General features: G+C 53.8%; 14 protein-coding genes. 4 read left to right on the top strand and 10 right to left on the bottom strand.

The window, feature by feature from the left end:
- Positions 1 to 42 precede the first annotated feature (42 nt).
- The 5 genes from ABD971_RS00385 to ABD971_RS00405 all read right to left on the bottom strand — a co-directional run bounded on the left by ABD971_RS00385 (position 43) and on the right by ABD971_RS00405 (position 8,508).
- Entirely contained in the window at positions 43 to 1,392 is a 1,350-nt protein-coding gene (locus tag ABD971_RS00385) for an HNH endonuclease (protein WP_339944254.1), read from the bottom strand.
- The gene (locus ABD971_RS00390) at positions 1,349 to 2,092 is read right to left on the bottom strand and encodes an ion transporter (RefSeq protein ID WP_345318365.1); all 744 of its coding nucleotides are present in this window, start codon (positions 2,090 to 2,092) and stop codon (positions 1,349 to 1,351) included. Before ABD971_RS00390 ends, ABD971_RS00385 begins: the two co-directional genes overlap by 44 nt.
- Positions 2,093 to 3,034: 942 nt before the next feature.
- Positions 3,035 to 3,919: a hypothetical protein gene (locus ABD971_RS00395; protein ID WP_345318367.1), complete on the bottom strand. Its 885-nt coding sequence runs from the start codon at positions 3,917 to 3,919 to the stop codon at positions 3,035 to 3,037.
- A gap of 119 nt (positions 3,920 to 4,038) precedes the next feature.
- Entirely contained in the window at positions 4,039 to 6,756 is a 2,718-nt protein-coding gene (locus ABD971_RS00400; RefSeq protein ID WP_345318369.1) for an MGH1-like glycoside hydrolase domain-containing protein, read from the bottom strand.
- 144 nt (positions 6,757 to 6,900) lie between these two features.
- Positions 6,901 to 8,508, bottom strand: coding sequence for a DUF1559 domain-containing protein (locus ABD971_RS00405; protein ID WP_345318371.1), 1,608 nt, complete (start codon positions 8,506 to 8,508; stop codon positions 6,901 to 6,903).
- Positions 8,509 to 8,698: 190 nt separating this feature from the next.
- Here ABD971_RS00405 and ABD971_RS00410 point away from each other — a divergent pair, with 190 nt between their 5' ends.
- The gene (locus ABD971_RS00410; protein ID WP_339944244.1) at positions 8,699 to 8,956 is read left to right on the top strand and encodes a hypothetical protein; all 258 of its coding nucleotides are present in this window, start codon (positions 8,699 to 8,701) and stop codon (positions 8,954 to 8,956) included.
- Positions 8,957 to 9,090: 134 nt separating this feature from the next.
- Positions 9,091 to 10,521 (top strand): arylsulfatase, encoded by a 1,431-nt coding sequence (locus ABD971_RS00415; RefSeq protein WP_345318373.1) that lies wholly within the window; start codon positions 9,091 to 9,093, stop codon positions 10,519 to 10,521.
- A 64-nt stretch (positions 10,522 to 10,585) separates the two neighbouring features.
- Here the strand turns inward: ABD971_RS00415 and ABD971_RS00420 are convergent, their stop codons facing one another.
- Positions 10,586 to 11,155: a J domain-containing protein gene (locus ABD971_RS00420; RefSeq protein ID WP_339944240.1), complete on the bottom strand. Its 570-nt coding sequence runs from the start codon at positions 11,153 to 11,155 to the stop codon at positions 10,586 to 10,588.
- A gap of 368 nt (positions 11,156 to 11,523) precedes the next feature.
- Positions 11,524 to 12,792: an LptF/LptG family permease gene (locus ABD971_RS00425; RefSeq protein WP_339944238.1), complete on the bottom strand. Its 1,269-nt coding sequence runs from the start codon at positions 12,790 to 12,792 to the stop codon at positions 11,524 to 11,526.
- Between the two features lie 306 nt (positions 12,793 to 13,098).
- Here ABD971_RS00425 and purM point away from each other — a divergent pair, with 306 nt between their 5' ends.
- Complete coding sequence (gene purM / locus ABD971_RS00430) at positions 13,099 to 14,163, top strand: phosphoribosylformylglycinamidine cyclo-ligase (RefSeq protein WP_345318376.1); 1,065 nt, start codon at positions 13,099 to 13,101, stop codon at positions 14,161 to 14,163.
- 470 nt (positions 14,164 to 14,633) lie between these two features.
- Positions 14,634 to 16,874, top strand: a complete 2,241-nt coding sequence (locus ABD971_RS00435; RefSeq protein ID WP_345318378.1) for a carboxy terminal-processing peptidase — start codon at positions 14,634 to 14,636, stop codon at positions 16,872 to 16,874.
- 239 nt (positions 16,875 to 17,113) lie between these two features.
- Here the strand turns inward: ABD971_RS00435 and ABD971_RS00440 are convergent, their stop codons facing one another.
- The 3 genes from ABD971_RS00440 to ABD971_RS00450 form a co-directional block, all read right to left on the bottom strand.
- Positions 17,114 to 18,022 (bottom strand): dihydrodipicolinate synthase family protein, encoded by a 909-nt coding sequence (locus ABD971_RS00440; RefSeq protein ID WP_345318380.1) that lies wholly within the window; start codon positions 18,020 to 18,022, stop codon positions 17,114 to 17,116.
- A 228-nt stretch (positions 18,023 to 18,250) separates the two neighbouring features.
- Positions 18,251 to 19,522: a diaminopimelate decarboxylase gene (gene lysA / locus ABD971_RS00445; protein ID WP_339944231.1), complete on the bottom strand. Its 1,272-nt coding sequence runs from the start codon at positions 19,520 to 19,522 to the stop codon at positions 18,251 to 18,253.
- A 579-nt stretch (positions 19,523 to 20,101) separates the two neighbouring features.
- Positions 20,102 to 20,719 (bottom strand): hypothetical protein, encoded by a 618-nt coding sequence (locus ABD971_RS00450; RefSeq protein WP_345318385.1) that lies wholly within the window; start codon positions 20,717 to 20,719, stop codon positions 20,102 to 20,104.
- Between the last annotated feature and the right edge of the window lie 25 nt (positions 20,720 to 20,744).

A 20,744-nucleotide genomic window follows, 5' to 3' on the forward strand; every position in this document is an offset into this window, starting at 1 on the left:
CTGATGAAGGCAATCGCTCACACAAGAGATACTCCAGTGGAATCAAATGTGATCAGATTTCTTCAAATTACATCTTCGACACAGTAGCTGAATGTTTGCATCTAAGTTGCTGCCGCCCTTGGCGACCGGAATAATGTGATCAAATTCCAAGTAATCTCGAGCACCGCAGTCGGCACATTGCCCGCCGTATCGCTGCCATACCCGCTGGCGAACCTGACGTGGTATATGTCGTGATGTCGCTACGTCACTGGTACGTGTCGCTGTCTGGTTGGCAAGCTGAACCGCCTTGCGAAATATCAATAGGAGCCAAGGGTCACTATGATGCATCCGAAATGACCAAACAGGCTTGCCAGTTTGCTGAAAGTTGATCTGCTTGGCATCCCCCCACAAGCTAATGACATTCCTGAAGTTTACAGACTGAGCGTAGGTTGGACTCTGAAAGACAGCACGGTTATCTAGCAACAATAATGCTCCTCGATGGATATCCTGGACAGGACCTGATTTGAGAACCTTTGTAACGATCAAGTCCGCGTCTGCGTACGAATGAACAATTTCCCCGGCACGTATTTCAAAAGATTGCGGAACATCGAGCGTGGGCAACTGTCCTTGTGAAATGCTGCAGTACATTACAAATTCATTCATCTGACGACGAACATAATCACAAAAGGTGTCGTCTAGCCTCAACATAACCAGCAAGGATTCCACCTTTTCTCGTTCGTCATCGGTTAGGACGAAGTCAGCCTTCGCATCCGCAAGAACATGTTCGACAAACTGTTTCGCTGGACTTTGTATGAGCCGATTTAATTCGCTCTCAGAGAAACCAAATCGAATACTGGTTTTCACAAGCCTCTGCCATTCCTCGCGTGCGAGCTCACCACTCTCAGTTGCAGACAAAAAGATTGCTCGTAGAAACCCTTCTCCCTCTGACTCAAAAAACTGTTTTGCAATTGTGGGCGCCGTGGACCCGACGACCGACGAAATATGCTCCAAATGCCGGTACTCATCATCCGACAAAGTCCCGTCATCCATCGCGTGTGCCAGCGAAGTGCGGAACTGTTCCACTGCAAATTCTCGCTGCATCGCGACGGCATCTTGGTCAGATAGTTTCAACGCCCTTACGACCCACTGCACCGTTTCTTTCTCTTTTTCAGAAACGACTCCATCTTTCCAAATGTTGCGCAACAATTGCCTAAAAGCTAACCTCGCAGCATTCCGGACATCGGAATTGGTGACATCGAATCGCGCAATCTGTTCTTCAAGACTGAACTTCTGGCGTTGAGTCTTCAAACCACGGAAAAGCTCAGCAGCAAGTGCCTTCACCCTTTCCTCACGACCCGGGTCGTAGGCTTCAACGACAGTCTTTTGTATCCGTTTCAAAAAGCTCTTTACCATCTTCGATCTCGCGTGCTTTCGAAAGTGCTGATGCAACCAAGCCGGCAGGGACAGAGACGATCCCTAATCCGACAAGCAACACCAAGAATGTAAAGCACCGTCCCCCCACAGTCACCGGGTAAACGTCTCCGTAGCCAACCGTTGTTAGCGTCGCGGTGGCCCACCACAAACTGTGAAACACGGATGCAAATGCCTCGGGCTGAGCTTCATTTTCGAAATAGTAGATTCCAACCGCTGCTAAATACAACAATATCAAAGCAACTACAGCAAACAGAACAATTTCTTCACGAGCAATCAGCAAAGCTCGGTGAAAACGACGAACCGCTTGATTGTACCTGACCAGTTTCAGTATGCGAAAAAGCCGCAGGAATCGAAAAACACGTACTGAACGGAGATCGATTCCCAATGTTAAATAGAAGGGTAGGATCGCGATCAAGTCGATCACACCAAAGAAGCTAAATACAAACGCTATTTTTCTATCGGCCACCCATAAGCGAACGATGTATTCGAACGTAAACACAACAACGCAAAGCAACTCCAACGCACTCAAGAGCTTTTGGTACGAAGGAGATAAATGAGGTAGCGTTTCAATTGAGAAGGTAACTAGCGACAGTACAATTAACGCTTGAATTGAAAAATCGAATAGGCGTCCTAGCCGAGTGTCACTTTCCTCAACCGTCTCTTTCAAGGATCCGGCCATCAATCACGACTTCCTTTGCTTCGTCAACATAGAATTGCAATCAACTCTCGTGTGTTTTCTATCATGATAACGATGAGACTCTGGTCCATGTCGCCGCGTTGCGACACGCGTTCGCCATGAAACATCGCGTGACTGATTCGCGTTCATTCGCGGGCAAATTTTTGCAGAGTCAATTCGCGCCGTCTACCAGGCAGGAACCTCGATTGCTGCCGCCACTACCGAGGCTTTGAAATGCCGGATTCCCCATGTGTTCGCACTTTGCAGCAGCGAGTTTTTGAAGTGCCGGAGGCACGATCGCATTTAGCCTGGGGCGAAAGCCATCTTTCGCCTACACATCTCACAACGAAGGTTTTTCGACACTATCCCGATAGGGATTAAAGACATTAGCCGTAGGTAAGCGAGGCGCCACCTACGGAATCGAAAGTACAAATTCGATCTCGACCCTGGAAGGGTCGCAGCCCGATTGTCTGTGACCCTTTCAGGGTCAATTCCGAGGTTGGTTTAGTTTACCGGTGGTGTTCGCTTCGCTCGACCACCGGCTAATTGCTGAAACGCTTTCAGCGTAAACTGACGCGTGAATAACGCACTGAATCACGTTCCGGGGCTGTTAGTCTATCGTCGGCAGCGGATGGCGTGAAACTCGAAAGATTGATTTCGTTGGTTGACTCTTCTCACCGGCCGGCGAAGAATCGTTTCGGTTTGAACGGATTCCCCTTTTTGGAGACGATGAAGTATGTGGGCTCGATTGTTGTACGGCGCTGGACTTGCCTTGGTTGCTTCTCAGCTGTTTGCACAAGCTCTGATCTAAGATCACACGATCGCTGCCGCGGCTAGTGCGTAACGACCTCGTCTCCGAGTTTGCGTCTGAATTTGGGGGCAATGGAACTCGCGTGAGATTTTCGGATCGTTTGGTAAAAGCAACAAAAGCCTCGACAACTTCCGCTAGGACCAACCCACGTTTTTGCTGGGCAGCTCGAAGCCTGTATCTTCCAACAGTCGACGATCACGTCGATGGCGTGCGTAAGCAAAAAATGGCTTCATCGGCCAGAGCTGCTTCCACGCCATCAAATAGGCGCCAACGAACGTTGCTCTGTACTGCGGTTTATTGAGCTGAACGGGTGGACGATAGGGTGAATCTTTCATTGCCGCAGTGAATCCGTCATGAGCGCCGCCAATGTAACGCAGATACCCGCGTGTTTTGGCGTGTTCAAATTCCGCTGTCATCCCCGCTGAGATGTAGGCTGCGACGTCACCTTCAAATTGCTCGTCGAGTCGATTCACTGACCGGCGGCGGATCGCGTGGTGTCGCTTGAGTGCTTGATGAGCCGCGAACAAATCCTCGACATTCTGAATCCGAGGATGCTGGGTCGACAAATAGCTCGACGGAATCGGAAACGCTCCGAGTGTCTTCTGGTTACCGGTATTGATTTCGCTGTCGTCATCAAACCGTGTGCAGAACTCGGTAAAACTTTCTTGCAAATTCCATGCGCCATTTTGATCGGCATACACCACTGCGGAAACGGCCCCCGTCGCCTCGGCTCGATTCAGAAAAACCACGATCAAACTTTTGACGTTCGTCACTGCTTGCGGCAAAAAGAACGTCCCTTCGTTGGAAAAGCCCAATCGAGTGAGTGATTCATGGACCTCGAAAAAACGCTGACGGACGACTTCCGGTAGCGGCTCGTCCGCAGGGACGGGTTCAATCGTTGGGAACGCTTCGGTGCGAAACGTCGCGAGGATCAACAGCGGGATTCCAAACAAATAGAGCAGTGGAAGTCCCAATAAGATCAGCGTACCGGTGGTGGGAAGCGAGTCAATGATATCCATGTGCAGGCCCGAGTGGATGGAACGACTGTTTTAGCCAATGGGACGGTTGATGAGTTGAGAAGTAGTTTTCGGCGCCGTTGACGCTATTTTCGCGGAGCGAAAAGCGACGATGAAACCGGTTACCTCCGCCACTCGTCGATCAATGAGGCGACGAGTCCGGTCCAGCCGGTTTGGTGATTTGCACCTAAGCCTTCGCCGGTTTCGGCATTGAAATACTCGTGAAACAACAAGCAATCACGCCAATGAGGATCGTGTTGCATCGTTTCACGTTGACCATAAATCGCCCGCCGTCCATCCGCATCGCGAGTGAACAGCGAGATCAACCGATTGGCGTGCCCCTCGGCGACTTCGGACAACGTCATCGTTTCACGATCCGCATCCGGCTCTGCCGGAACCCGAATGCTCTCTCCGTAAACCTTCGAGAGTTTTCGCAGCGATTCGATCATCAAAAAACTGGTGGGAAACCAAATCGGTCCACGCCAGTTCGAGTTTCCTCCTTTTAACCAAGTGGTCGATTCGGCGGGATCGTACTTGACGGTTTGATCCCCGAACGAAAACGGATGCTCCTGGTGATGTTTGGACATACTTCTTAACCCGTAGGGGCTCAAAAATTCAGCGTCATCCCACAGCACCTCCACAATCCGGCGAAGCTGTTCTGCATCGACAAGTGACAACAAATGCACCTTCCCCTCTGCATTCTCGCTGGTCGACAGACAGGCCTCGGTCAAGTGACTGCGGTTTCGCATGAACCAATCCAGGTTTGCTTTGAACTCGGGAAATTCGGACGTCCAAACCTCTTCGAGCCGCTCGACGGCGTACAGCGGAATCAGGCTGACCAACGAACGCAACCGGAATCGATGATAGGAGCCATCGGGGTAACACAGCGCATCAAAAAACAAACCGTCTTCTTCGCTCCACAATTCGTAATCCCGGCCCCCCATGTTTTTCATCGCTGAACCGATGTAAACGTAGTGCTCGAAAAACTTGATCGCCAACCCGACGTAGGTCTTGTTCTCTTTAGCCAGTTCCAAAGCGATTCGCATCAAATTTAGACAATACATCCCCATCCACCCGGTTGCATCGGCTTGTTTCAGCGACGAACCATCGCTGGGCGGCGTGCTACGATCGAAGGTGGTGATGTTGTCCAAGCCGAGGAAGCCACCTTCAAAAACATTGTGGCCTTCCGCATCAACCTTGTTGACCCACCAAGTGAAATTCAGCAAGAGTTTGTGAAAACACTTCTCTAAAAATTCGCGATCCGCACGTCCACTTTGAATTCGATCCATGTTGTAGACACGCCAGATCGCCCAGGCGTGTACGGGAGGGTTGAGGTCACTGAACTCCCATTCGTAAGCGGGGATCTGCCCGTTGGGATGTTGAAATTGCTCAAATAACAGTAACCACAATTGCTCTTTCGCGAACTCGGGATCGACCAGTGCCAACGGGATGCACTGGAACGCCAAATCCCAGGCCGCGAACCATGGATATTCCCATTTGTCCGGCATCGACAAAATTCGCATCGAATTGAGATGTTTCCAATGTTCGTTGCGAATGGTATGGCGAGACGCTGGCGGCTTGGCTCGCGAATCGTCCCCTTCGAGCCATTTGTTGACATCGAAATAGTAGAACTGTTTCGACCAGATCATCCCGGCCAGAGCTTGACGTTGAACGAGTCGCTCATCCTCGCTCGCTTTGGGTGGGTGCAGTTCGTCGTAAAACACGTCGGTTTCCGACTTCCGCTGCTTGACCACCGCATCAACTCCTTGAATCGCATCGGAGATGGGACGATCGGTCAGTCGCAGACGGATCACCACCGATTCGCCCGCCGGCACGGTGACGTTTCCGTAATGCACACAGGCTTTTGTGCCCACTTCGTCAGGGTTCACACAGGCGTCGCCGTTGATCACGTATCGATGAAAAGCGTCTTTGACAAACGGGGTAGGATCGGGACATCCATACATCCGCTCGCGGTGCGTTTCATTGTTCGTAAACAACGGCTGACCGCCTGATTCGGCATACAGATACCGTTTGCCGAGTGCATAATCGGTCAGCAAGTTTGACATCGGCGTCGCAGTCGAGTCGTCGGCGATCAGACACGCTTGTCCGCTGGGGTCTTTTGCATTTCGAATCGAAGGCGTCGGGCCTGGGACATCACCCCAAGACCAAGTGTTGCGAAACCACAATTGTGGCAGCACGTGCAAGTGAGCCGGTTCACTGCCGCGGTTAAAGAGTTCCACGCGGACGCAAATGTCTTCGGGATCCGCCTTGGCGTACTCGACAAAAATGTCAAAGTATCGGTTATCGTCGAAGATACCGGTGTCCAGTAATTCAAATTCAGGCTGCTCGATCCCGCGACGCTGACTCTCTTCGATAAGTTGTTGATAGGGAAATTTAGCTTGCGGGTATTTATATAAATATTTCAGGTACGAGTGAGTCGGTGAGGCATCGAGGTAATAGTAGTACTCACGTACATCCTCGCCGTGATTATTTTGCTGGGGCACGACTCCGAACAAGCGTTCTTTGAGGATTTCGTCTTGTCCGTTCCAAAACGCCAAAGCGAAGACGAGCAATTGGTAGCGGTCACAGATCCCGGCCAGACCATCTTCGCCCCAGCGATAGGCTTTGGAGCGTGCCTGATCATGAGTCAAGAACCCCCAAGCGTCGCCGTTGCTGCTGTAGTCTTCGCGAACGGTTCCCCAAGCCCGTTCGCTGACATAGGGTCCCCAAGATCGCCAATTCTGTGTTTTTAAGCGATCTTCGTCCAATCGCTTTTGCTCCGCAGAGAGCGGAGATTTTTGTGAACGGGAATGACGATCACTCGATGTTGCTCGTGTCATAGAAGTCAGCCAAGATGAGAATCATATTGAACCACTTAAACGCTTCACGATCGCTTATTGTAGACGCTGCGTGCAAAGAGGGTTGCCCCTTTTCGGGCAACCTGGGATTTCGCAGAAAAATGTTCATTCCCTGAAGACGTCCGGCTAGAACCGGACGACCTCTTTGCCTCTGTAAGTGAACAGGGCCTTTAGCGTTTCCAGCACAATGTCGGTTTTGAGAAACCGCACGGCGCCGTCTGCCATCAACACGTGAAATCCACCTTGATGCGTATTGCCTAATTGAGGCAGCGGATTATTGATGTCGATCTCGACATCCGCCGGCTTGGTCCAAGGCACGGCAATCGATCGGTTGGTTTCCACCACCATGATCGTATTGGACAAGCCATCGAGCACCTCCGCAAACCTGCGTTCACCTTGCTTAGGGAAAAGCGTCTCGGAGCCGACGGGCAGTTGAAACACGGTGTAACCAGGCTGTGGGGGAACACTTGGGTCGACGTAAGTGTCAGGCATCAACGGAAGCAATTTCAAGTTGTGCTCACTGTCCCAGGGTTCATCCAAGTGAAACTGTTCGTAGAGGGCTTGCTGTTCGATAAACGGCAAAATTTTCACCCGCCAACTCAGCAGCGGTTTGCCTTCGGCATCACGAATCGCAGGGTCTGGCAGCGTTTTGAACGCGGAATGATGGTTGTGCATTGCCAGAGCAATTTGTTTCAATGAGTTGCTGGCGGTCATTCGTCGTGCGGCTTCGCGAGCGGCTTGGACGGCCGGCAACAAGAGTCCTACCAGGACACCGGTGCTGGCAAAATTGCTTTCCAGTTGAACATTCACCCGGTTGCCGGACTTGGTCGGCCGGATGGCATCGGTGAGCTTGGTCGCCGCACGCACTGCGTACTTGTACGTCGCTTTGTCCGTTTCCGTGCCTCGCATGCTACTTATCGCAACCATCTGTAGCGCAACATCACGTCCATAGTCGATTGACTCGTTCAAGATACGCTGCAACTCGGTTGCGGCGGCGTCGTCTTGGGCAATTGCCGACACGCTGACGCTGCCGCCCATCAGTTGATAGTCCAGGTTCACAATCAATGCATCGGTAAGTTCCGAGACCTGGGTCAACTCTCGAAGTTTTTCGGGGAGTCGCTCCGCATTTTGACGGAGCAATCCGCTAACGATCGGGCGAATCGGCTCTAACACCGCGACCGCGGTAACACCTTGCTGTCGCCCAAGGCCGGATACGAGTTTGGGTAATTCCCCCGTTTCGCCACGAGATTCCATCATCGGCTTAAGGTATCCCCCCATCGAAAGAATCCAGGTTCTCGCATCTTTGCGATGCAGCACCGTTCCGGGAGGACCATCGAGCGAGTACACCGAATATCCATCGATTTCCTGCGGTTCGGTCGATCGGAACAATTCTGGATTCAGATCGCCAATGTCATAGTCTTTGGACAAATCGATCACCGCACCAATCTGCGGTCCGCCAGGTCCGGGAAACCCAACAACGACTTTCACATTGGTAATGTGCAGCGGATCAATGCCAACGTTTTCTTTCAATTGGGCCTGCACGATTTCGATCGGAAACATTTCCATTTCTGGATCGCTCAAGATCTCGTTGAGCGGCAACAAGACGACCGCGATCGCGTCGTCTGGGATATACTGGCTCGACCGTGTCGCCCCCTCCTCCGCTCGGCTGAAGCTGGAAACAACACCACTGCTCAGTAATATGATCAGGGGCAAGAAGATGTGACTACGAAACATGACAAACTCCGAACGCAAAGAAGATGGGGACCCCAGCAAATATGAATCGATTTGCGGCGATGATTATGACACATCCTTCCGGGGGGATGTTGCAACGTTCTGTAAATATGAATGAAGTCCCAACAGATTGCCCGAGTGTGTTTTCCCCGCACCGGGCGTCTTGGGCAAAAACCGCACGGGGCCCAATAAGATGGCTGACTTAAAAAATCCAAAAGTAATCTGGGCAAAAGGAATCTTGTTCCTTTTTCTCGGTATACTCGCGTCGGCAATGTTGATCGCAAATGCGCCGACCTTGCAGGTGGTCGTCTTACTCGGCATTTCCATCTGGGCATTTTGTCGATGCTACTATTTTGCCTTTTATGTGATCGAGCATTATGTGGATCCTGAATTCAAGTTTGCCGGGCTGATCGCGTTCGCACGGTATGTGCTGCAGCGCAGGCGTGACTAGCAAGATTCAGTGACTGTGATCATCCAGTAACCGTGATCATCCAGTGACCATAATCATTCAGTGGCCGCGAAACCCGCAATTTCGTTTTCTCGATCCCCTCCGCAATCCCTCGAAACGACAAGAACATCAGCAACATGCGATTTTGTTTCCCGCAGCGTCTCACGCAAACTCTATACACTTTTTCGATCGCGACATTGCTACTCGGACTCAGCAGTGCAATGGGAATCGAGCCGTCGCGTCCCAATATCATCTTCATCATGGCGGACGACCTGGGCTACGGCGATCTCGGTTGCTATGGCCAGCAGCTGATCGAAACGCCGAACATCGACCGTTTGGCAACCGAAGGCATCCGTTTTACGCAAGCGTATGCCGGAGGCCCTGTTTGCACGCCGTCGCGATCGGTGTTGATGACCGGGCTACACAACGGACACACCGTTGCTCGCGACAACGTGCCCCACTACCCAACGTATCTCGAAGACGGCGACACAACGCTTGCCGAGGTGCTTGCGAGTGCTGGTTATCGCTGTGGCGGCGTCGGCAAGTGGTCACTCGGCGACGCTAATAGCGTCGGTCGGGCAACGAACCAAGGTTTTGACACCTGGTTTGGTTATCTGAACCAGGATCACGCGCACTACTATTTCCCCGAATACCTTGATGACGACGAAGGTCGGTTGGAATTGCCGGGCAACATGAAATCACACCATACGTACAGTCACACTCAGTTGACCGAACGTGCACTGCGATTCATCCGCGAGTCGCACGATCGAAAGCAGCCGTTTTTTCTTTATGCCGCCTACACGCTGCCACATTTCTCGTCTCCCAAGGAAGACGTTGACGGTTTGACGGTGCCCACAACCGCTCCCTATTCCGATCGCGACTGGGAACCGAAAGCAAAGAAGTACGCGGCGATGATCCATATGCTCGATCAAGACGTCGGACGCATCACCCACTTGGTCGATCAACGGGAAATGGCGAACGAAACGCTGATAATTTTCACGAGTGATAACGGCGGGCATCGCTCGGTTGCCGAGCGGTTTGACACCAACGGCCCGCTGCGGGGCTATAAACGTGACCTGACCGAAGGAGGCATCCGTGTGCCGTTGATCGCTCGTTGGCCTGGCCAAATCCCCGCGAACCTGACCAGTGACGAAGTGATTGCGTTTCAAGACATGCTGCCGACATTCGCCGAATTGGCCGGAGCCACGGTGCCCGCAAACCTAGACGGCATCTCCGTTGTCACCGCACTGAACGGAGGCCCGCTGCAATCGGATCGCGAGTCGCTGTATTGGGACTTTGGTCACTGCCGAAGTCGCTATCACCAAGCGGTCCGCTGGAAAGATTGGAAGGGCATCCGGTCGGAGATCCGTTTGGGAGTCGCGGGGCCAATCGAGCTGTATGATTTGCGTCATGATCTTGGCGAGGAACATAACGTCGCGGCGGATCACCCCGAAGTGGTTCAGCACATCGAACAGATCATGAACACCGCAGTGACGCCGAGTAAGAAATACCCGATCGGTGAAGTCTACAAGGGCCACGCGATCTGGCAAGCTCAGACGAACAAGTAGTGTCGTGGATCGACCGGTGATTTATCGTTCGGATCGCGGAGTGATCAGCGGCGATCCGTCAGTTTTACGCCGACTTCATCACAGAGATTCGCTCGGGTGTATGTCCCAGCCGCAACTGGCTCGACACCGCCTCTTGGTTCATCGCTTCGATCTGGTCGACGCCGGCCGCGGTGATTGACAATTGACCGCTCTCTTCGCGACCAATCCAGCCTTTTTCGCGAAAATACCAAAGGTGGAACGCAACCGTTTGCGGTGGATAGGGCACCATCGTCTCCAGCGTCCCTAGACCGATCCCGGGCTTTTTAAAATCCCGTCGTCGCTGGGCATACAGGACCGACAGAAGCTTGTAACGTTCGATGCAATCGTCGGTTGCCGCGTTAGCACCTTGGACCAACTCGGTTCGCATCTGGTTCTCTTGCTGATAGGCAAGATCATAGGCGGCGCGTTGCTGAGGGTCTCGCAACGTCTCGAACGCCGTTACCAGTTTTCTGAAATACTTCTCATCGCTGCTGCCAGCGAGATCCGGATGATGTTTTTTGGCCAGGAAGCGAAAGACGCGTTCAATCGTGGCCAAGCTTGCCTTTGGACTGACTTCTAATATTTCGTAGTAGTCAACAAATTCTTTAACCGCCATTTCCCCATGCCTTGATGTATACGTGAAGGACAGTCGCCCCCCGAGCAGGATGCCGGTACTGTGTACAGAAACGTAGCTTTGAATTCGCGGTTCAAGTTCGAAATCTCTTCACATTCGCGCCCCCACCGATTAGCTATTCCTGACGTAGCGGTTGTAGCGATTGATCCCACGCCCAGTCGGGTCATCGCACTGGGAATTCGGCCACGAGACGTCCGGAATGCGGAAAAGTGATGACTCGCAGCGAAACGGCGCCGTTCCACAGCAGCTCAGGACAGCACCAGATCAGGGCAGCTGCAATTTGTCATTGGCCGGACACGATCGCCCATGAAAGGCGTTTACCAAGAGGCAATCTCGAATCGACAAACACGCTAATAGCGACGCACACGGGCGATCAATGCGGTACCGATTGCGGTTAAAACCACGTTACCGATCCAGACGCCATAGGGAGGGATCGACGCGTCTTTGGCTTGTTCGAGCCCAAAGATAAAGAGCGGATAATAGACCAACAGGATTGGCAGGAAACAAATTCCAAACGTGGTCCAATAATCGCTCGTGCGAGCAATCATCGCCAGCGGAGCTCCGACGAAGACGAAGAAGAAACAAGTAAACCCTTCGGCCCATCGACGCCATGGTTCGACATGCAACCGGGTCAAGCGTTTGCGACTGTGTTCAACTTGCGCTTCGATATGCCTGCCCATCCCGCCTGCGATCTCTTCGGGGCGTGAGGTCAAGATGGAAAAGCCGACGTGCGCGGCCAACTGACCTGCAGCCGCATGCGTCCTCGCGTCCTGTTGCAATCGTTCACTACGGATCACTGCTAATGACAACCAGCTGGGGGTTTGGTTCTCGGGAGCTTTGTCGACCATCGCCGCCGCTAACGGGATTTTGAATTCCGTCTGACCCGGCACGATGCCTTGTATCCCATTTCCCGATTCGACTTGGCTGTCAGTGACATGCAGGATCAAGTTGTAGGTTTCGCTATCAAGTTGAAGTCGCCCCTCGCGAGCGGACAACTTCATCGGCCCTTCGCTGCTGTGATTGTGAACCGTGACGGTGGGGTGGACCAACGTCTGGCCCTCGACATCACGCACATGGATCGAAAATCCGTGGTCCGAGGTATAGGAATGCTGGGCTCGCAAAACACGATAAGCAATGTCTTCGACCGACATCAGCACGACGCGATTGATCCCCGGTCGCCCCCAGGAGACCGCGAGGTCCGAGACACCGACCGCCACGGGGCTGAGCAGCGCGGCGAAGATCAACGCGGGCTGCAACAATCTCAGCGGCGAGATCCCGGAGGCCTTGACCGTGGAAACTTCGCCATCCGCCGCCATCCTGCCATAGACACAGCAAACCGAGAACAGTGCGGTCGCCGGAAAGGCGAACTGCAGCGAAATCGGCAAGATGTACGGCAACAATTGCACGATCGCCATGACGCCCAGTCCGCGGCGCAGCAGTTCCCGCCCGACACCGACCATCAAGATCATCAATGTCAATGCGATCAGCGACACTACGAAGATCTTTAAGATCTCGAACAGGATGTATCGCGTTAGTCGACTGGGAATGAGTGGAATCAAGCTTACCGGCAGCGAAATTTGCGTTGGATGACCATCGATCGGCCTTTTCGACTTGGACAATGCGTCGATTGCATGAAGACGATTGCAGTGTCGTTTAGCAAATCATCGGCGGTTGGCGGTAGACGGGATTTTTGAGAAAGCGGCACAGGAGGGGGGAAAACCACATCAGTCTTCGGGGGCGGCCTGAGTGAACCGCCCCAAATCTGTTAGCGAAGGGGCGATGGGGGGCCGCATTTGCTGGCATCCCGGTTGCCCACCGCTACCAAGTTTGGCTTGGGGGCGTCATGATGTGGCGAAGCGGCGAAGTGAATTCGTTTTGCCGTTTTGATAAACCAGTCCGCCAAACCGCATTTTATCCCAGAACAGATGGCTGCAACCTACAAAGACGCTGGCGTGGACCTCGATGTCTATGCCGAATCGATGCGGCGACTGCCCCGCTTGATGCATCGCACCTTTAGCCCTCGAGTGATCCCGAGTGACGGAGGCTTTGCCGGCCTCTTTCGTCTCGATTTTGCGGGCAAACTGTTTGCTCGCAATTACCAAGAACCAATTTTGGTCAGCGGCACGGACGGAGTCGGGACGAAGCTAAAAATTGCTCAGCAGACCGGTCGGCACAGCACGGTGGGGATCGATTTGGTCGCAATGTGCGTGAACGACCTCCTCTGCACGGGGGGGGAGCCGCTGTTTTTCCTCGATTATGTCGCGATGGGACGCGACGATCCGGCACGTTTAGAGCAAATCGTGCAAGGCATCAGCGACGGATGCGTCGAGGGCGATCTGGCGTTATTGGGGGGTGAAACCGCGATCATGCCCGATATGTACGCGACCGAGGACTACGATCTGGCCGGTTTCGCAGTCGGAGTCGTCGATCGCAAGAAATTGATCGACGGAAAACAGATCGCCGAGGGGGACGTCGTGCTCGGATTGGCGTCAACGGGACTACACAGCAACGGATTCAGCTTGGTTCGCAAAGTCATCAGCGATGCGGGACTCGATTGGGAAGCCACGCCCGACGAATTCGGCGGGCAATCGCTGGGCGATGTCTGCTTGAATCCCACTCGTATCTATACGCAAGCGATTCGCAGTATCCAATCGCATTACCGCGTGAAGCAGGTTCTGCACGGCTTGGCCCACATCACCGGCGGCGGAATTCAGGAGAATCTCGATCGAATTTTGCCCAAAAACGTCGATGCCGAGATCGATCCCACCAGCTGGCAGCCGCATCCGATTTTCCAGTGGCTGCAAAAAACGGGCAGCATTGAAACAGCGGAAATGCGGCGTATTTTCAATATGGGAATCGGCATGATCGCCGTGGTTAGCGATTTTTACGCCGGCAGCATCCAGTCGCAAATGGAAGAACTCGGGATCTCGTGCCAAACGATCGGCCAAATCGTAGGCGGCAGCGGCAAGGTCCAATATCGCGACGCATGATCGCGGTGCCTGGTGGTCGCGAGATTGAAGATCACCAGCACCCCAGCGGCTAATGCCCAACGCCAGCAACTTTGGCAATAGCCGGGCGGTTTTCGGAGCAGCGCGAGCGGCCTGGTAAAATTCGAACGCTTTACTCGCTGCAACCGGGCGGATTGCGCTGCACCGCTATCTGAAGTCGAAGACATTGCCCCACCGCCAGCACGCTGGCGGTTTCGAGCGGCAATCCGCGAGAAATCTGTTCTGTTGGCGCCCGCAATGCTTACCTGACCGGGTAAAATAGGCGAGGAAACCGACATTGCCCCAAATCGCGCGCTCTCCTAGGATCACATCACGACCCTAGCCAGACGTCTAAGGTGAAGACAGCGGTTCCCTATCGATCGCGTCTGCGCTGCGGTTTCTGCAGCGCAGCACCGTTTACGACGCTTTCGCAAGTCGAAACACGCCAAAGAAAACTTCCTCAGGAAACCACTATGGATTGCCGTTTTTCTACCGCCAACCGTACTCTGAGCGATCCCAACGCTTGGAGTGACCCTCCACTGAGCGACAACGCCTCGGACGCGTTTGCCCCGCAGAGCCCGAAACGCTCACGACCGTTATCCAAGTGGTCCCGGCCGTTACTTGCGATCCTTGTTGTCGCCTTAATTGCGGAAGTGTCTCCCGCACAAAACGAGCAAGCCACGATCGATCGACCGGCGGTAGAGCAGGCGATCGGCAATGCCACTAAGCCCAATTTGGGCCCCGCAAAACTGGCGACTCCCGGGCCGAAAGACCCGCTGGTGGCACGTTTGATCGCAACGCTAATGCCACGCAATCATGTTTCAAGCCAAAAATTAAACGACACAATTAGCCAACGCGCTTTGAATTTGTTCTTGAAGTCGTTGGACCCGATGAAGCTCTATTTCTTGCAGGGCGACATCGATCAATTCCAACGCAACGCGACCCGCATCGACGACATGGTGCAAGCGGGCGATTTGTCATTTGCCTATGAAGTCTTCGGCCGCTTCGTCCAACGTGTCGACGAACGCGTCTCGGTTGCATTGCAAATGCTGGATGGTGAATTCGACTTCACCATCGATGAACAAATCATCACCGACCCCGAGGCAACCGTTTACGCCAAAGATGCCAACGAAGCGAATGACCGTTGGCGACGTCAGATCAAATACGCACTGTTGGATTTGAAGGACGAAGGCAAAGAGGGTGCTGAAGCTCGCGATCTACTTCGCCGACGCTACCTTCGCTACGACCGACGTTGGCGAGATACCGACAGCGATGCGTTGCTGGAAATGTATCTAACCGCAGTCACGATGGCCTATGACCCGCACTCGACTTACATGTCGCCCGATTCGCTTGACGAATTTGACATGATCATGCGTCTGAGTCTTGATGGCATCGGAGCTCAATTGCGTGAAAAAGATGGCAACACAGTCGTTTCGCGTGTGATTCCCGGTGGAGCCGCTGCGAAGCATGGCAAGCTGAAAACGGATGACGTAATCGTGTCGGTCGGCCAAGACGAAGAGGGACCGATGGTCGATATCGTCGAGATGCCTTTGAATGACGTGGTGGGTTTGATCCGCGGTAAAGCAGGAACCATCGTCCGCTTGGGCGTCAAACCGGGCGGTGCGGGCGAAGTGGAAATTCACCGTATCGTTCGTGCTCGCATTGAACTGGACGAATCAGCCGCGCGTGGCAAGATCATCGAACACTCGATGCCCGATGCTCCCGGACAAACGAAAAAGATTGGCTACATCAACCTGCCTAGCTTCTACATGGACATGGAAGGCGCCAAGAATAACAAACGCGATTTCCGCAGCAGCACCCGCGACGTACTGCGAATTATCGAAGAATTCAAGTCACAGGGGATCGATGGCATCGTGCTGGACCTCAGCACCAACGGCGGCGGAAGTCTGACCGAAGCGATCAACTTGACCGGTTTGTTCATCGACCGCGGCCCTGTGGTGCAAGTCAAGAACGCCGATGGTTCGGTCCAGCAATACGACGACGATGATCGCGGCACCGCTTGGGATGGACCGCTGGTTGTTATGACCAGCAAGTTCAGTGCAAGTGCGAGCGAAATTTTTGCGGGTGCGATCAAAGATTACCGCCGCGGCATCGTGGTCGGTGACCCAACCAGCCATGGCAAGGGCACCGTGCAAACGCTGATGGATCTTGGCCAACAATTGTTCCGGAATAACCGAGCTAACTACGGCGCTTTGAAGGTCACGCTTCAACAGTTCTATCTGCCTGATGGCGAGAGCACTCAGTTGGCCGGAGTTGCTGCCGACATTGTCTTGCCCAGCATCACCGCGAAGATGGACGTGTCCGAAAGCGATTTGAAGTTCGCTCTGCCAAACGATCGCGTCAAACCCGCCAAGCACGAAAACTACAACATGGTGCCTGCGGATTTGATTGGCCAATTACGAAACGACTCGATGGGCCGGATCAGCCAAGAGAAAGAATTCACGGAACTACTGAAGCGAATCGAATTGTACGTGCAACAGAAAGAGCAAGCATCGATCTCGCTGAAAGAAGACGAGTTCATGGCTCGCCGAAAAGAACTGGATGCTCAGAAGGAAGAAGAAGAGAAAGAACTCGAGGCGGAAGTCGGAGCCCAAGAGGTCTATCGCGACTACTTCTATAACCGCGAGGTGCTGAACATCGCTCATCAATACATCGATGGGCTGAAGAAGCAAAACCTAGCGGTCGCTCGCTAATCGAGCCGCGACACGAATGAATAAGAAAGGCGGAGTGCAACACAAGCACTCCGCCTTTTTTTATGGTTCAGGGCAAAGACGAAAGTCTTGACGACTTCCGCTACGCTCATCCGGGTGTAGCGATACTCGTCAAGAGTTTCGGTTCCTCACCGCCGCTTCGCCCCGCAGACCGACGAAAGTCTTGACGACTTCCGCTACGGAAGCGGGGCACTCTCTCAAATCTTAACTGCGACACGGCATCAATCTGCCATCATCTCTTTTGCCACTTTGGTGATGGTTGTGATTTGCTCGGTGCTCAAATCACTTAGCATCGGCAACAACGGGCCCGTCTCGCAGATCCCTGCACCGGCAACGGCGTGATGTAGAACACGAATGGGGTTGATGTCGTTGCGAAGATCTTCGAGCGGTTCAAACCATTTGCGAATTGATTCGGCGGTTTCAAAATCGCCCTTGTGAATCGCGTGCATCATCTCCATCGACTTTGCGGGGGCGACGCAGACACAACCACTTGTGAATCCTGTCACACCAAAGTCGCGAAGATGGACGATCGCAGGCTGCTCACCAATGCCGCTGACGATCCGTTCGGCGGGGAACACGTCCATCACTTCTTTTAGATAGTCATCTTGAGACGGATCGTCGCGAACCACCGCGTACTTGATCCACGAGATCGCCCCGTCGCTCTCAAGCTTGCGAACCAAATCCGCATCGAGCCAACGATCAAATTTTAAATAGAGCACCAACGGCTTGCCGTAGTACTCAGCGAGCCGCCGCGTCGCGGTTGCAATCCCGTCGGGGTCCACGATATCGCGAGCCGGCAACAACATTGCGGTGGGGAAATCAAATTCGCGAAGTACCTCGATCTGATCCATCGCAAACCCGTATGCCGGGCCGATCGACGGAACGACCACGGTGTCGTCGGCGGTCTCGTCCGCCAGCATCTTCAGTAGCGATCCGTATTCCGCGAGCCGAACGTGATAGAAAACCGCGTTGCCGCCGTACAACAACGAGCGAACTCCACCCGCCTCGAGGTGCTTGATCAGCTTGGCGTTCTCGGCACGATCGATTTTCAGTGACGCATCGCGTGCCAATGGTGGAACGGCAATCACGCTTTCGCGAAGTTGAGCAGACGAAAAGGGAGCGGTATTCATGGCGGATTTAAACCCGTGGGGCGAGAGGATACGGTGGGAGGAGGGGACGGGACGGCAGGAGGCGCTGATCACACTGCAATCAAAATAGCAGCGATCCAAAAGTCAGCGAGGGAATCTTTATCTTGACTCGGTCCCTCGCTGACGCGTCGGGATGTGATTTGCCGGGGAAATTTACGCTTCGGGTTACGAACAACGCATCGCTTCAAACGACAAAACTGGAGACACTTCTTAATCGGGGATCACTTCGCCGCGAATCAGATCATCGAAAGTCTCACGACGCCGAATCAATTTCGCGGTGCCGTCTTCGATCATCACTTCTGCAGCCCGTGTCTTGCTGTTGTAGTTACTCGCCATCACGAAGCCATAAGCGCCTGCGTTTTCGAGCACCACGTAGTCGCCGACCATCGGCAGCGGCAATTTGCGACTTTCAACAAAGCCACCTTCACGCTGGGTGAAGATGTCACCGGATTCACACAGGGGACCACCGATGATCACGTCCAACTGTTCACGCGAGGCAACGTCGCCGCGAGCACCACAGACCGAGATCGGATGATAGGCGCCGTACATCACTGGACGTGCCAAGTCGTTGAAGCCTGCATCGACTAGAACAAAGACGTTGTTTCCTGCTTTCTTGACACTGCGGACTTCGGCGATCAGCGATCCACTTTCGGCACTCAAGTAGCGACCGGGTTCAATTTCCAAGTCCAATCGATGCCCAAACGCTTCGCCAAGCCGGTTTCGCGTGGCGTCCCAAAGTTGGAAATACTTGTCCAAATCGACATACGACTCATCGCTCTTGTAGGGGACGGGCAATCCGCCACCGGCACTGATCGTCTTTAACGTGCGGCCGACCGAAAGTGCGGTACGCTCCATCGCTTCGCACACTTCACTCAAATGCTCGAGGTCGGTGCCCGAACCGATGTGCATGTGCAGCCCGGTGATGGTGATCCGGCTCTGATCGGCACGCCGCAAACATTCATCAATCTGCTCGTGCCAGATCCCGTGCTTGCTCTGCTCGCCGCCGGTATTGGTTTTTTGGCTGTGACCGTGCCCGAACCCAGGATTGATTCGCAGCGTGACTTCCGCCCCAGGCCGACGCTCGCCCAGCTGGCTGATCATGTCCGGCGACCCACAATTGACGTTCAACGAATGCTCGACCACCAAATCGAGTGCTTCACGATCAAAGATATCGGCGGTGTAGACGATTTCATGTTTCGCCGGATCGGGACTAAACCCAGCGGCGATCGCACGACGAATCTCGCCCGCACTGACGGCATCCACGACCACGCCCTTGCGACGCATCCGGTCCAAAATCGCCAAATTACTACAAGCCTTCTGAGCGTACCGAATTCGGTCAAACGCCGCCAAATCCGCAATACGCTGCTGGACCACGGAAATGTCGTAGACGTATAGAGGCGTGCCAAAGGATTTTACGAGATCAGCAATCGACTGACCCGCAATCTCGGTGCGGGCCGTAGAGAAGGTGGGCACTGTAAGCATTTTGGATTAGCGAACCGCTTGAAGGAGGCAAAGGAAAAAAGTCGAGCAACAACCCAAGCAGTGTACCCGCAAATCCAAAATCGCCCAGCCAAGGTAAGCGCTACGAAGCCGCAATTTCACTAGCCGAGCTCGCAGAACACCCCGCCTCACGAAGCGAGTCGTGTTCCCTGTCGAGCGTCTACCGACGCGATCCCCCATACAAAAACCGCAACCCCCTCCGATGGATCTCCAACTGACTATTCAGACGACATTCGCCGTCGCCTTGATGCTGGGGGGGCGAAGCGGCACGGAGCACAATATCCGCCCACCGCAACGCGGCGATCCGCAGTAGCGTAGCGATTCGCGATGCGTAACAGGATCCCCAATCCACGCTCTCGACCGACCGATGACTGATCCGTATTGGCTGGTCGATCGACAACCGAAATGGCCATTCGCCATCGCGAGCCGACGGGCGAGAAACCGCCCCGAGGACACGAGACCTCAACGCAAGATTTCGGGTGGGCCCTGACGCCACCCATAGACGATGAGGCGACGCCGGATGAGATCAATCACAAGCTTGCGAGGATTTCGACAAGGGAACTATGCATTCCCTTGTGAATTCTGCGAAGGCGATTCTGGCTGGACCGATTTCGACGATGTTTCGATCGCATCCTGCACCTGCTTGCGAGGCCCTTGAGGGCCTGGGCGACGACCACGGCGACGACCTTGCTGAAGCGGGATGAAGCGACCCGCGACAGGCTGAAGCAGCTTGCTGATGCACAGCTTGTTGATGCTCAGATTCATCTCGGCACTCTCGACCTTCAAGGCATCATGCAGACTCATCGGGAGCCGAATGGTGATCATTCGCTCAGGCTCTGCCGAGTCTCCCTTGGAAGGATCTTGGCTTCGCATTGCGGCGACCATCTCCTGCAACTCGGCGAACTCGTCGCTCGTTTCAAACTGACGCATGCTTTCCGAGTCGGTGAACAGCTTTCGCACCACGCCGTCGACACCGAGCATCTCGCGATAGAAGACGACCCAGCTGCCGGTCTTGGCGAATGCTTCCTGCGCCAAACGCAAAACCTCTTTCCCCTTCAGCTCCTCAGGAACATTGACATCAAGCGGAGCAATATCCAAACGGGGGGCAATTGCATCGGTTTGTTCTGGCAATGGATCGCTAGCATATCGGAGTTGAGCGTTGGTTTCAGTTTGGGACATCTTCAGGATCTTCCTTTCCTATGGC

It is taken from the genome of Novipirellula rosea (assembly GCF_039541335.1).
GTDB classification, from domain to species: Bacteria; Planctomycetota; Planctomycetia; order Pirellulales; family Pirellulaceae; genus Novipirellula; species Novipirellula rosea.

What these genes read in the sequence shown, in the direction of transcription:
- ABD971_RS00385 (WP_339944254.1), bottom strand. Translation starts at nt 1,392, where the DNA reads ATGGTAAAGAGCTTTTTGAAACGGATACAAAAGACTGTCGTTGAAGCC.
- ABD971_RS00420 (WP_339944240.1), bottom strand. Translation starts at nt 11,155, where the DNA reads ATGGCGGTTAAAGAATTTGTTGACTACTACGAAATATTAGAAGTCAGT.
- ABD971_RS00415 (WP_345318373.1), top strand. Translation starts at nt 9,091, where the DNA reads ATGCGATTTTGTTTCCCGCAGCGTCTCACGCAAACTCTATACACTTTT.
- ABD971_RS00395 (WP_345318367.1), bottom strand. Translation starts at nt 3,919, where the DNA reads ATGGATATCATTGACTCGCTTCCCACCACCGGTACGCTGATCTTATTG.
- ABD971_RS00400 (WP_345318369.1), bottom strand. Translation starts at nt 6,756, where the DNA reads ATGACACGAGCAACATCGAGTGATCGTCATTCCCGTTCACAAAAATCT.
- ABD971_RS00410 (WP_339944244.1), top strand. Translation starts at nt 8,699, where the DNA reads ATGGCTGACTTAAAAAATCCAAAAGTAATCTGGGCAAAAGGAATCTTG.
- ABD971_RS00450 (WP_345318385.1), bottom strand. Translation starts at nt 20,719, where the DNA reads ATGTCCCAAACTGAAACCAACGCTCAACTCCGATATGCTAGCGATCCA.
- purM (WP_345318376.1), top strand. Translation starts at nt 13,099, where the DNA reads ATGGCTGCAACCTACAAAGACGCTGGCGTGGACCTCGATGTCTATGCC.
- ABD971_RS00435 (WP_345318378.1), top strand. Translation starts at nt 14,634, where the DNA reads ATGGATTGCCGTTTTTCTACCGCCAACCGTACTCTGAGCGATCCCAAC.
- ABD971_RS00390 (WP_345318365.1), bottom strand. Translation starts at nt 2,092, where the DNA reads ATGGCCGGATCCTTGAAAGAGACGGTTGAGGAAAGTGACACTCGGCTA.
- ABD971_RS00405 (WP_345318371.1), bottom strand. Translation starts at nt 8,508, where the DNA reads ATGTTTCGTAGTCACATCTTCTTGCCCCTGATCATATTACTGAGCAGT.
- ABD971_RS00440 (WP_345318380.1), bottom strand. Translation starts at nt 18,022, where the DNA reads ATGAATACCGCTCCCTTTTCGTCTGCTCAACTTCGCGAAAGCGTGATT.
- lysA (WP_339944231.1), bottom strand. Translation starts at nt 19,522, where the DNA reads ATGCTTACAGTGCCCACCTTCTCTACGGCCCGCACCGAGATTGCGGGT.